This is a genomic window from Enterococcus sp. S86.2, assembly GCF_059834485.2.
Genome location: NZ_CM206813.1, coordinates 381,989 through 394,008, shown reverse-complemented (window position 1 = coordinate 394,008; position 12,020 = coordinate 381,989). Strand labels below are relative to the sequence as shown.

Annotated in this window: 11 protein-coding genes; 5 read left to right on the top strand and 6 right to left on the bottom strand. The window is 38.0% G+C overall.

All coding sequences use genetic code 11. From position 1 onward, the window contains the following. Positions 1 to 73: 73 nt before the first annotated feature. The gene (locus AC6R0T_RS01755; protein WP_303753736.1) at positions 74 to 793 is read right to left on the bottom strand and encodes a pseudouridine synthase; all 720 of its coding nucleotides are present in this window, start codon (positions 791 to 793) and stop codon (positions 74 to 76) included. A 145-nt stretch (positions 794 to 938) separates the two neighbouring features. On the opposite strand from AC6R0T_RS01755, the gene AC6R0T_RS01750 reads away from it, so the two are divergent. After that, on the top strand, positions 939 to 1,370 hold the full coding sequence (locus AC6R0T_RS01750; protein ID WP_206903938.1) for an 8-oxo-dGTP diphosphatase: 432 nt from the start codon (positions 939 to 941) through the stop codon (positions 1,368 to 1,370). 91 nt (positions 1,371 to 1,461) lie between these two features. On the opposite strand, the gene AC6R0T_RS01745 is transcribed toward AC6R0T_RS01750, so the two are convergent. From AC6R0T_RS01745 to AC6R0T_RS01730, 4 genes are all read right to left on the bottom strand, one after another. Beyond that, positions 1,462 to 2,193: a hypothetical protein gene (locus tag AC6R0T_RS01745; RefSeq protein ID WP_282461713.1), complete on the bottom strand. Its 732-nt coding sequence runs from the start codon at positions 2,191 to 2,193 to the stop codon at positions 1,462 to 1,464. A gap of 1 nt (position 2,194) precedes the next feature. Next, on the bottom strand, positions 2,195 to 3,049 hold the full coding sequence (locus tag AC6R0T_RS01740) for an ATP-binding cassette domain-containing protein (RefSeq protein ID WP_303753735.1): 855 nt from the start codon (positions 3,047 to 3,049) through the stop codon (positions 2,195 to 2,197). Further along, entirely contained in the window at positions 3,046 to 3,414 is a 369-nt protein-coding gene (locus AC6R0T_RS01735; protein WP_282461715.1) for a GntR family transcriptional regulator, read from the bottom strand. The genes AC6R0T_RS01740 and AC6R0T_RS01735 overlap by 4 nt, the downstream gene beginning before the upstream one ends. A 263-nt stretch (positions 3,415 to 3,677) precedes the next feature. Further along, complete coding sequence (locus tag AC6R0T_RS01730; protein ID WP_303753734.1) at positions 3,678 to 4,547, bottom strand: LysR family transcriptional regulator; 870 nt, start codon at positions 4,545 to 4,547, stop codon at positions 3,678 to 3,680. 260 nt (positions 4,548 to 4,807) lie between these two features. On the opposite strand from AC6R0T_RS01730, the gene AC6R0T_RS01725 reads away from it, so the two are divergent. Both AC6R0T_RS01725 and AC6R0T_RS01720 read left to right on the top strand, forming a co-directional pair. Further along, positions 4,808 to 6,289, top strand: a complete 1,482-nt coding sequence (locus tag AC6R0T_RS01725; RefSeq protein WP_303753733.1) for a YfcC family protein — start codon at positions 4,808 to 4,810, stop codon at positions 6,287 to 6,289. Positions 6,290 to 6,308: 19 nt separating this feature from the next. Next, the gene (locus AC6R0T_RS01720) at positions 6,309 to 7,496 is read left to right on the top strand and encodes an amidohydrolase (RefSeq protein ID WP_303753732.1); all 1,188 of its coding nucleotides are present in this window, start codon (positions 6,309 to 6,311) and stop codon (positions 7,494 to 7,496) included. Positions 7,497 to 7,623: 127 nt separating this feature from the next. Here the strand turns inward: AC6R0T_RS01720 and AC6R0T_RS01715 are convergent, their stop codons facing one another. Beyond that, positions 7,624 to 9,264, bottom strand: a complete 1,641-nt coding sequence (locus tag AC6R0T_RS01715; RefSeq protein WP_206903945.1) for a putative polysaccharide biosynthesis protein — start codon at positions 9,262 to 9,264, stop codon at positions 7,624 to 7,626. Between the two features lie 209 nt (positions 9,265 to 9,473). Here AC6R0T_RS01715 and AC6R0T_RS01710 point away from each other — a divergent pair, with 209 nt between their 5' ends. Together AC6R0T_RS01710 and AC6R0T_RS01705 are read left to right on the top strand one after the other, a co-directional pair. After that, positions 9,474 to 10,985 carry a UDP-N-acetylmuramoyl-L-alanyl-D-glutamate--L-lysine ligase gene (locus AC6R0T_RS01710; RefSeq protein WP_303753731.1) on the top strand — a complete coding sequence of 504 codons (1,512 nt, stop codon included), beginning with the start codon at positions 9,474 to 9,476 and terminating at the stop codon, positions 10,983 to 10,985. A 121-nt stretch (positions 10,986 to 11,106) separates the two neighbouring features. Further along, positions 11,107 to 12,012: a sialate O-acetylesterase gene (locus AC6R0T_RS01705; protein WP_526159597.1), complete on the top strand. Its 906-nt coding sequence runs from the start codon at positions 11,107 to 11,109 to the stop codon at positions 12,010 to 12,012. Positions 12,013 to 12,020 lie beyond the last annotated feature (8 nt).

Genomic DNA, 12,020 nt, shown 5'->3' with positions numbered 1-12,020 from the left:
AAATTATTCCTTTTTTTGACAACAAAAAAAGTGCCACTTCAAGAAGTGACACAAAAATTTCATTGCTTACTTTTTAACTTTTACTTAAGACCGCTAACTCTTCATCCGTCAACGGTCGATATTCTCCCAAGGACAAAGCTTTATCCAAACGAACACTGCCGATACGATCTCGTCTTAAATACACAACTTTTTTACCAACTGCTTGGACCATTCTTTTTACTTGATGAAACTTTCCTTCGTGAATAATTAGAGAGATTTCTGAAGTCTCGTTTTCTTCATCTACTTTTAAAATCGTCAGTTCTCCTGGTAAAGCCAACTCTCCTTTGTCTAACAATAAGCCTTTGGCAAAAGCTGTCACATCTGCTTGACTTACGATACCTTCAACTTTAGCAAAATATTCTTTTTCCACATGCTTTTTAGGTGCGAGGAGACGGTGAGCCAAATTGCCGTCATTGCTTAATAAAACAAATCCCTCTGTATCTTTATCCAGACGCCCAACTGGAAATAAATCCGGTCTAAAATCCGGCTTTTGCAAAAAATCCATGACCGTTTTATGTTGCGTATCTCTTGTAGCAGAAATAACCCCGGCTGGTTTATTTAACATATAATAGAAAAATTGTTGATAACTAATTTTTTCACCGTCAAAAAAAATTTCGTCTGTCTCAGGTTGCACTTGAAATTTGTCTTGTTTTACGGTTACTTGGTTAACCTGCACTAAGCCTTTTTTTATGTAGCTTTTCACTTCTTTGCGGCTGCCTAACTGCATATCTGCCAAAAATTTATCTAAACGCATGGCTCCTCCTTGTTATCCTATCTGACGATATTTTTATTATCTGCACTTGCAAACTTGCAACACACCTCTAAAAATAGAAATATCCACACTGCCTTCTGATTAACAATTCTACCAATTTATTATACAGTAAATACGAGGTGAGAAAATGAAAAGAAGCTTTTCCGTACAACTAACATGTATGTGTATGATTTTCAATAATCGCAATGAGATTTTAATACAAGACCGTAAGAAACCAGATTGGCCTGGTTGGACATTTCCCGGTGGTCATGTTGAAGCTGACGAATCGCTGACTACTGCTATCATCCGCGAAGTCAAAGAAGAAACCGGCCTTGTCATCACACCGCAGTTAATGGGCGTTGCAGAGTGGCTCAACAAAGCCGATGGCAGTCGCGAATTAGCTGGACTTTTTACCGCTAAGACTTCTTTTGAACCCACCATTATGGGAGAAGGGAAACTTTTTTGGCTGCCAGAAAATGAGCTTCCCACAAAGAAACTTGCAGGTACGCTAGCTGATTTATTGCCTATTTTTTATGGTACACAAACGCAATATTTTAAAGATAATACCCCAGAAAAATAAACAGCGTGATTGTAGTACGTTGTAAAAAATAAGACAGCCTATCTGAACTAATTGTTCAGACGGCTGTCTTAGCCATGCTATTTCATTACAATTACGCATTGATCCGCTTTACTTCTTGGCGGCGATTTAACAGGTAAACTATTACTAATAAAATCAAGCTTACTACAAAAATGAAGCCAATAAATTGCCAGCTATTTAAACCGTTTGCCCCTAATCCAATTACCAATTTAATAAAATCTATCACTGCCATTTTGGCAGCAGGTGATAATAACTGAAATAAAATGGAGCCTAAAATGACGATGCCCAAAGAAAGTGCACCAATTGCTAAGCGCAGATAACCATCAAAGCGATTTAAAAGTGCCCCAATCATCATTCCAATACTGGCGGCTAAAATAAGAAACACCCACAATAAAAACATTGATGGCCAAAAATTACCACCGGTAATCAACGTAATCAGTTGATATTGTAGGAAGAAATTTGGAATCAAGCCTCCATTAAATAACTCAAACAACATTTTCAAAACGATGCTTAGACCAAACGTCAAAATCAGACTCGAAACAAAATTTGCGACAAAAATATGCAGTCGTGAAGTTCCACATTGAATAAAGAGTTTAAAATCATTGCCCACACTCGTAATAGATAAAATCATGATATAAATCATGGCTGGAGCTAATAAGTCTACGTGAACATTTGTAACCCCATCTATCAGTAACATCGGCATTAATGGAAAAATAACCGCAAATAAAAGAAAGAAACCAAGGTAAATCAACACCGAGCGCCATTGTACGGATAACTTGTATTGAATTGCTGTTTTTAATTTCATTTTACGCCACACCCTTTTTTGTTAATTGGACAAAATATGCTTGTAAATTAAGGGGAGCAACGGATACCCCTTGTGGAATATCTTTTGGTGCCGCACCTTCAATATAAACACTAAGCATCCCACCTAGCTCATCTTCACCAATAACCTTCAGATCACTTACCACCTGTGCCACGACTTCTTTTGGCCCTGTGATTACTTTACCGGCAGCTTGAATAGCTTCTGTTGTAGCTTCTCTTAGTACTTTTCCTTCATCGATAATAATGACCTCTTCTAACAAATTTGCGACTTCTTCAATTAAATGAGTAGAAATAACAAATGTACGGGGACGCTTAGCATAAGCTGTTAATAAATAATGATAAAATAAATCACGATGGTTTGCATCTAAGCCCAAGACTGGTTCATCTAAAAAGATGTAATCTGCTGGCACACAAAGCGCCATAATTAATTTGGCAATGCTGCGATAACCCGTCGATAATTTTCGCAGGATACTTTTTTGTTCCAAGCCAAATCCAGCTATCATTTCTTCTGCCAAAGCCCAATCAAAATCCCCATAAAAGTCAGCAGTTAATTGAAAACATTTTTTCACTTTCAAATTTCCCGGATATAAATTATCTTCTGACATTAAATAAATTTGATTTAAAGCTGCCTCATTATCTACAAGGGGAGCACCATCTAACGTGATTGTTCCCTCGCTAGCAAAACTACGATTAGCGATAATATTTAGTAATGTACTCTTACCTGCACCATTACGCCCAAGTAAACCATATATTTTTTCAGATTGAATATTCCAATTAATCTGTTGCAGCGCTTTTTTATCTTTATAGGTTTTACTAACTTCTTGAATAACTAAACTCATGATTCATACCCTCTTTCAATTAGGTCTTTCAGCTGCTCTACTGTAATACCTAATTTCTTTGCTTCTGTAACGATTTGTAATACTTCGTTTGTTAAAAAAAGTTCCCGCCGATACTCTCTAACTTTTTGTTGTGCACCTACTAAAACAAACATGCCAATTCCTCTTTTCTTTTCAATCAACCCCCGTTCAACTAACAAATTCATCCCTTTTAAAACAGTCGCAGGATTAATAGCGAAACTTTTTGATATTTCTGTTGTAGAGGGAATTTGTTCACCTTCTTTAAATGAACCGTTTAAAATTCCTTCTTCAATTTGTTCCGCAATTTGTTGAAACAAGGGCGTTGTACCGGAATAGTCAAATTCCATTCCTTTCACCTCAACTTCACATTAAACTTAACTAGTTAGTTACTTGTGTAACTAACTATATATCCAGTGATAAAAAAAGTCAACTAAAAAAAGCATCTCCACTGGAGGATGCTTTTTAAATAACTTAGAAAATGACAGAAGATATTGGCAACAATCAAATGAAAAGTTTACAAAAGGGATTGTTTCCACCAAAGTTAGAACCTTTAGTAAAACAGCAAATTTTTAGTACCAGAATGAAAAAATGTTCTAAAAAGAACACCACCTTATCGCGGTGGAGTTAAAAAATCTTGCTGTAACTGGCGAATGAGGGATTCTGCAAATAGTTTCTTATTTTTTTCTTCCCATTTTTCAGGATAAATTAGCCGAATGGGTGCTGCTTCATTGTATATTTTTAATACGTGATAATCATTTGGATTAAAACAGCCATCACTTACCACGCCCAGGCACATTTGACTTTCTACTCCCGTTACAACCATCAAATCACCTTCAACGTGAATTACTTGTGCAAATTCGTTGGTGTCCTTTAAGACGTATTCAAAGATCACACTGGCTTTACGGTCAATTAGGACCGGCAATTTTTTCATTAAAGAAGCATCTTGCAATATTTTCTCATACGTTTGACAAGACGCTATTAACACCAGGCTTTCGCGTTTGATTGCTAAACTGGTAAAATCTGCTGGTACCATTCGATCGGCAATAATCCCCATGTCTAATTTGCCTGCCCTTAGACGTTCTAATGTTTCATCACTTGTACCGTGAATTAAATCAAAACGAACTTGGGGATGATCAATTTGATAATTTACCACTTTGGTGACTACCATTTCTGCTAAATAACGTTCCAAACCACCAATTTTTATGACTGTTTGCCGAGATGCCGTCGCTTTTACTTGCTCTTTGAAATGGCCATACGCAATTAAGGCATGCTGGGCATAATTATATGTCAACTCCCCGATTTCAGTTAAGCCATATTGAACCTTTCCTTCGTTAAATAATGGAAAACCCACAGCTTGTTCCAGCTCGGTTACATGCTTACTGATTGTCGATTGACTGTACATTAATTTTTCAGCAGCCGCTTTAAATGAAGAATAATCGACTGCATATTTATATGAGCGTAAAATTTTCAAATTCAACATCCTTTAAACCTCCTAAAAAGGCAAGTCAACATTCCAAAATGGAAAGTTGGCCGCCTTTTTTTCTCGTTATTATTATAGCAGAAAGTAAGCGCTCTATGAAAAGACAATTCTGGCAATTCTTGGTTAACCGTTACGAAATTTTTTTAGTACTTTTCCCTTTAGTTATCCTTCGGCTGTATTCATTTGAAGTGCTAAAAATTTCAAGCTGATGAATTCTTACGCTTACTTTTACAAAAACTATTAAAAGGAGTCGTTTTTTTATGAAAAGAAAAATGCCATCATCTTACGCCATTTTATTTGGAATTATCTTTCTGATGGTTGTTTTAACGTGGATTATACCAGCAGGTCAATACAATTTAAACGAAGCCAAACAGCTGATTCCGGGTACTTATCATCATGTTACACAAAACGAACAAGGCTTTTGGGATATTTTAAAAGCACCGGTCGTGGGTATGCTAGGTGACGACAAGACCTCTGCTGCGATGCCAGTGTCATTATTTATTTTAGTAATTGGTGGTTTTTTAGGCGTGGTGAATGCGACTGGTTCCCTAGATGCCGGAATTAGTTCCATTGTAAAGAAATATCACGGTAAAGAAAAACGCTTAATTATTGTCCTCATGATTCTTTTTTCACTCGGGGGTACGACTTTTGGCATGTCAGAAGAAACATTAGCTTTTTACCCTTTACTCTTGCCTGTTATGTACAGCATTGGCTTAGATAGTTTAGTCGCAGTAGGTGTCATTTTAATTGGCACAACAGTAGGTGTCTTAGCATCTACCGTTAACCCTTTTGCTACAGGGGTTGCTTCTCAAGCTGCGGGTATTTCCCCTGGTCAAGGCATTATCTGGCGGCTTGTTTTGTGGGTAATCTTAACTACCATCGCCATTATTTACGTCTATCGTTATGCGCAAAAAATTGAAAAAGATCCAAAAAAATCCCTCGTCTATAATCAGCGCAAAACGGATTTGGCTAGTTTTAAACTCCAAGAGATCGACACGATGAATCAAAATCAAAAACATGTGATTGTCGCATTTATCGCAACCTTTCTTGTCATGATATTAGGCTTGATTCCTTGGCAGACAATCAATCAAAACTTTACTTTCTTTGCCAACTTGCGAGACAGCATAATCAAAATTCCTATTTTAGGTAAAATGATTGGCTCAGACTTCCCTGCTTTTGGCGACTGGTATTTTACTGAAATCACGATTTTATTTATTTTTATGGCAATTGTAATTGGCTACTTATACAAGATGAATGAAAGTACAATTGTGCAGCATTTTGTCACTGGGGCCAAAGACATGATTCAAGTTGCTTTAATTGTCGCAGTTGCCCGCGGGATTCAAGTCGTGATGAATGACGGAATGATTACGGCTACGATTTTACATTTTGGTGAAACGACATTAAGCAGCCTGCCGCCTGTTTTATTTACAATCTTGACTTATATTTTTTATATTCCAATGAGCTTTTTAATTTATTCTACTTCTGGTTTAGCCTCTGCCACAATGGGGATTATGAGCAACTTAGCAGACTTTGTTCACGTACCAAAAGATTTGATAATTACAGCTTTTCAGGCTGGCTCTGGTACCATGAACTTAGTTAGCCCGGCATCGGCTATTATGTTGGGTGTATTGGGCATTGCTCATATTGAATACGCTACTTGGTTAAAATTTACCGCAAAACTTTTAAGTATCATTTTTGTTGTTGTCTGCTTTGTTTTAACCATTGCTACCTTATTTAGTTAAAAAGAAAGGAGTCCTTTTTATGGACCAATTACAAAAATTATTTTTAGAAAAAATCTCCCTTAATGAACAAACTGCCTACGATTTAAATGATGATTTAGCAGCACATCCCGAAATATCGGGACAAGAATTCCGCTCGGTCAAAAAAATTATTGAAATTTTAAAGGCTAAAGAAATTGCCGTTACTGAAAATGTTGCCGGTTTACCTACGGCTTTTGTAGCCCATGTTATTCCTGGTGAAAAAACACAACCCAAAATTGGGATTTTAATGGAATATGACGCCCTACCCGACATTGGTCACGCCTGCGGTCATTGTGCTAGCGGTAGCTTGAGTCTCTTAGCCGCATTAACATTAAAAGAAATGGCACCTACTGTTTCTGCTACTATTGATTTAATTGGTACACCAAATGAAGAAGCGACTGGTGATAAAATCACGATGGCAAATGCCGGTGTTTTTGATGACTATGCTTTTGTGATGATGATCCATATGAACAGTGACCAAACCTGGCCTGCGTGTCGTTTCTTAGCTTTAAGTGAAATCAAAGCGACTTTTACCGGTCAAACAGCCCACGCGGCAGCTGCACCTTGGCAAGGAAAAAACGCCTTAAATGGCGCGATGCTAGCCTGTCACGCAATTGATATGGCCAGACAGCAAATGAAAGATGGCAGTCGCGTCTCTTATATCTTGCCCCAAGGTGGCACTGCTTCAAACGTCATTGTCGACAAAGCGGAATTAATCATCAATATGCGCCATGCCAATAAATATGATTTAGCCGAGAATTTTAGCAAAGTCATAAACTGTTTGGAAGGTGCTGCACAGGCTACGGAAACTTCTGTCACCTACGAAAAAACAGGTGAAGATTTTGATGATATGAATTTAAATGCCCCTGGAATTGCAGCTATTGATGAAATCATGACGGCCATTGAGCTACCTCATTGTGATGAACCCGCAGGAAATGCTACTGGCAGTTCTGATATTGGGAATGTCAGCTATATTTGTCCGGCTTTTCATCCTATGATGGCAATCTCTGATCACTGGTTTTCTTTACACACCAAAGAAGTTGCCACTATCATGCAAACTCCATCTAAAATTCATCCTGTAATTTTAGCCGGAGCAAAAGTTATCGGATTATTTATTCTCAAAACATTAAGCGATCAAAAATTGATGGAATCTATCCAAGCAGCTTTTCAAGCTTCTCTAAAAGACTAAGCTTGCCTTTACTGAATGCCTTTTAAAGATGCTTCATGATGCTTCAAGCTACTAAAAAAACTGCTCTACTTGCAAAAAGGGACTGTGAAAAAAATATCACAGTCCCTTTTTCTTATTTGTCTATTTCTTACATATGCAGGCGTCGTCTGATTTTTTCCGCTGTCGTCCCTAATAATTTATCGGCTAAGCGCACCCGCAAGACCATAAAGACATAGCTGGCCCCACCAACAGCAGCAACCCCTAAAATCATTACAAATGATTGTAATTTGCTATCGGTATCTAAAACCAGCCCCATTAATTGGCGCATGATAAATGCAATCACTGTCATAATCACTGTCATGATAAAAATCAAAACTGTCCGCCGGAAAGTTAAAATACGATTGAAGCGAGAAATTTTGTGCAATTTATATAAATTCAAACCACAGGTTACCCCAAAACCAATCATAGTAGCTAAGAGTGGACCATAAACTTCAAAAACCATGATTAGTGGAATCTGTATGATAATTTTAATAACCAAGCCAATGACAAAATAGCCAATCGCCGCTAAGTTCTCATACATTCCCTGCAACATATTTGAAGTCATCATGTAAAGCCCTAAGAAAAGACCAGAAATACTTGCTTCAACTAAAACACTCGCACCTAAATGACTTGGGGCATAAAACAAAGTATTCAACGGATAGGCCAAAACAATCATCCCAAATGTTGCAGGAAACATAACAAATGCAAATAATTGCAAATTGTTACTAATTAATTTGGCTAGTCCTTTGTGATCCCCACGGGTTTTCGCCTCGGTAATTAAAGGCAAGCCAGCTAGTGCCATAGAAGTTGCCAGACCAATTACCACCATCGTTAATTTATCTGGATTGGCACTAAAAATGGAGAACAAAGAAGTCAGTTGATTTTGTGAGTATGCAGTAAAAGAGGACATCACCCGCACAAAAGTAACTTGGTCGACAAGTTTAAAAATCGTAATTCCTGATCCGATAATAATAAAAGGAATGGCTTCTTTAACTGTTTCAATCAGTAAATCTTTGGCATCCAAATTGACATTGTTGGCACTGTGTTCAATTAAGTAATCCATCCGCACTTTATCTTTTCTAAGATAATAGACTAAGACTAAAATACTAATAATAGCTCCGATAAAAGCAGCAAAAGTTGATTGCGTTACGGCAGTCGTGTATTCCCCTTTGGCAACTTTCATAATGATGAAAGTTGCAAGTAGCATGTAAAATACGCGGGCGACTTGCTCTAAGACTTGGGAGATGGCAAAAGGTTTCATCTCATTTTGACCTTGGAAGTAGCCACGAATAACGCTCATACAAGGAATAACTAAAATCGCAACACTTAAAGAACGAATTGTTGGGATCAGCTCTGCGCCACCACCGGAAATATCTGCTAGCCAAGGTGACATCAAATACATGGCCCCTGCTGCAATTAGACCAAAGACGGCCATAACCTGCAAGGCGCGATGTAACAATTTGCGACTGGTCGCGTATTCATTTAATGAATTGTAATAGGCTGTTTGTTTTCCGATTGCGGCTGGAATGCCGGCAGTAGAAAGCATCATGAACAAGGCATAAAAATTATACCCCATGTTAAACAACGCGTTGGCTTGGTTAGCATGCTCTCCCATCCAGTAATACCAAGGCATGATATAAATCGCCCCTAAAAGACGAGAACCGATATTGCCAATCGTTAGCCACGTGGAACCTTTGGCCATTTTTTCTTCAGTGGATAGTTCCTGTTGCGCCACGAATTTTTCACTCATTTATTTTCTCTACTTTCTATTGGTTTCAAGACATATGTTCTATTTTACTTACAAAAGTTCCCTCCGGCAATCTTTTTTGAGTAAATTTAATTGATTTGCAACACCTGGCAAAATATGTCATAAAACTGACTTTATTTCCTGTTGGTTGGTAGCAACTTTAATTAATGCTATAATACAACCGAAGTAAACTGTAAAGTGAGGCCTGTGCCATGACATTAACATTAGAAAAAATCAGCGCAATTTTGCTGAAAAATGATTTACTAAAAGAAATGATTACGCCGACTGGTTGGCATTTAACCTGCGTGGATTTACCAAAAAAAGAATTTAGTAGCGTAACTTACGACTCTCGTAAAGCAGATGCGAACAGTTTGTTTTTTTGTAAGGGACTTAATTTTAAAGTTGACTATTTAATCAGCGCACTAGCCAATGGTCTAGAAGTTTACGTGGCAGAAGCGCCTTTTGACGTCAGTGCAAAATGTGCCATCATTGTCACAGATATCAAAAAAGCGATGGCACTGTTAGGAGCGGCTTTTTACGACCATCCCGAAAAAGAATTAAAATTAGTCGCTTTTACTGGGACAAAAGGTAAAACAACAGCGGCTTATTTCACCCACGCACTCTTGGCTAAAGCAACAGAAAATAAAACAGCTTTGTTGTCGACGATGAATACATCTTTAGATGGCAAAACTTATTTTAAATCCCATTTGACCACGCCAGAATCCCTAGATTTATACCAAATGATGCGCCAAGCTGTAACTAATAAAATGACCCATTTGGTGATGGAAGTTTCTTCGCAGGCCTATAAAACAGAGCGGGTTTTCGGTTTGACTTTTGACGTGGGTATCTTTTTAAATATCTCCCCTGACCACATTAGTCCGATTGAACATCCGACTTTTGACGATTATTTTTATTGCAAGCGGCAGCTCTTACGTCACTCGAAAAAAATGATTTTAAATTCTGGTAGTGACTATTTTGCACTGTTAAAAGAAAACTGTGAATTATTGCAAACACCATATATTTCCTACGGTCGCAAAAATGCAGACTATCTAGTCACTAGTGGCCAGAACAAGCATTTCACAGTTACTAGCAAAAATGACGAATTACAAATTGCTGCGGATTACAGTATTCAATTAGCCGGAGATTTCAACCAGGAAAATGCGACTGCGGCCCTTTTAGCTGCGGCGATTGTCGGTGCTGATGTGAAATCTGCAAAAGATGCCTTAGCTACTGCCCGCGTTCCAGGACGAATGGATCATTTATTCAATACAAACGGCGCCAGTGTTTATGTCGATTACGCCCATAATTATTTGAGCTTAAAAACTTTATTGGAATTTGCCCAAGCAGAACATCCCACAGGTCGTGTAATTGTCGTGCTAGGTAGTACTGGTGGCAAAGCAATTTCCCGCCGGGCCGACTTTGGTAAGGCATTATCAGAACATGGAGATGTCGTTATTTTAACAGCAGATGATCCCGCTTTTGAAGACCCACAAAAAATTGCCGAAGAAATTAACGCTCATATCACCAATGAAAAATTGGAAGTTCACTTTGAAATGGATCGCACCAAAGCTATTGCCGCCGCACTTGCCTTAAGTGATTCTGCTGATGCTGTGGTCATTGCCGGTAAAGGTGTCGATGAATATCAAAAAATCAACGGTGAAGATATGCCTTATGAAGGTGACTACTTCATTGCCCAGCGCTTAATTAAGGAAAACCACGTATAAAACATAAAGTGTAACTTACTTTCTTAAATAAAAAACTTATTCACAGCAAACGACAGTCTACTTTGAATAAGTTTTTTTATTTTTACAAAAAGACGCTCTAAACTTTGTCACGCTTACCAAGATGAGGTACCATTTAATTAGTACAGATAAATTAGGAGTGATTTTCTTGCAAAATTTAACGGTTCATCGCCCTACCTCCATTACGGAATTTCGCGGTTTGTTAGAAAAAGAAAGAGCTGAATTAAAAAAACACTACCCACAACCTTTAGAGTCTAAACAAGATGGCGTGGATATAATTCTTTTTGCTGGTCAAAGTAATATGGCGGGGCGTGGAAAAGCCCATTTGGCTCCCTATGTTAAAGAAGGCTACGAGTTTCGTCCGGTAAGTGCGCCTAAAAAACTTTTTCATCTGCAAGAACCCTTTGGAAAAACCGAAGACAACCCGACTGGGATTAATGATGAAAATAAAAAATCAGGCTCGCTTGTTAGTAGTCTTGTAAATGCGTATTACGACTGTACCCGTCGCATTGTAGTGGGAATTTCTGCGTCTAAAGGCGGGAGTAGTATTTTAGAGTGGCAACCAAAAAGTCCTTATTGCACCGATATTTTAGAACGTTTACAACGTTGTGAAAATTTTTTGCACCAGCAAAATATCCCAATTAAAAGTCGCTTTTTAGTTTGGTGCCAAGGTGAAACCGACGGCGATCACGCCATGAGTAGCGCTGAATATAAAATGCTCTTTACCGCCTTGCAAAAGGCTCTATCTAAAGCGGGGATAGAGGAAACTTTTCTAATTCAAATTGGCAATAAAAAGGATGAACCAAAAAAATATCAACAGATTATTTACGCCCAACGAGAACTTGCCCAAGAAAAACAAGTTGTTTTAATCGCCAATGCCTTTGAATGGATGGATAGACTAGATTTAATGAAAGACAATTATCATTACACTCAGACTGGCTATAATTTATGTGGCGATCAAGCTGGACTAAATTTAGCCGCATATATTTTAAATAAGCCAACGCTTTAAGACGAGGT

Coding starts and splice junctions, on each gene's coding strand:
- AC6R0T_RS01735 (WP_282461715.1), bottom strand. CDS start 3,414: ATGGAATTTGACTATTCCGGTACAACGCCCTTGTTTCAACAAATTGCG.
- AC6R0T_RS01745 (WP_282461713.1), bottom strand. CDS start 2,193: ATGAAATTAAAAACAGCAATTCAATACAAGTTATCCGTACAATGGCGC.
- AC6R0T_RS01750 (WP_206903938.1), top strand. CDS start 939: ATGAAAAGAAGCTTTTCCGTACAACTAACATGTATGTGTATGATTTTC.
- AC6R0T_RS01715 (WP_206903945.1), bottom strand. CDS start 9,264: ATGAGTGAAAAATTCGTGGCGCAACAGGAACTATCCACTGAAGAAAAA.
- AC6R0T_RS01705 (WP_526159597.1), top strand. CDS start 11,107: ATGAGGTACCATTTAATTAGTACAGATAAATTAGGAGTGATTTTCTTG.
- AC6R0T_RS01730 (WP_303753734.1), bottom strand. CDS start 4,547: ATGTTGAATTTGAAAATTTTACGCTCATATAAATATGCAGTCGATTAT.
- AC6R0T_RS01720 (WP_303753732.1), top strand. CDS start 6,309: ATGGACCAATTACAAAAATTATTTTTAGAAAAAATCTCCCTTAATGAA.
- AC6R0T_RS01725 (WP_303753733.1), top strand. CDS start 4,808: ATGAAAAGAAAAATGCCATCATCTTACGCCATTTTATTTGGAATTATC.
- AC6R0T_RS01710 (WP_303753731.1), top strand. CDS start 9,474: ATGACATTAACATTAGAAAAAATCAGCGCAATTTTGCTGAAAAATGAT.
- AC6R0T_RS01755 (WP_303753736.1), bottom strand. CDS start 793: ATGCGTTTAGATAAATTTTTGGCAGATATGCAGTTAGGCAGCCGCAAA.
- AC6R0T_RS01740 (WP_303753735.1), bottom strand. CDS start 3,049: ATGAGTTTAGTTATTCAAGAAGTTAGTAAAACCTATAAAGATAAAAAA.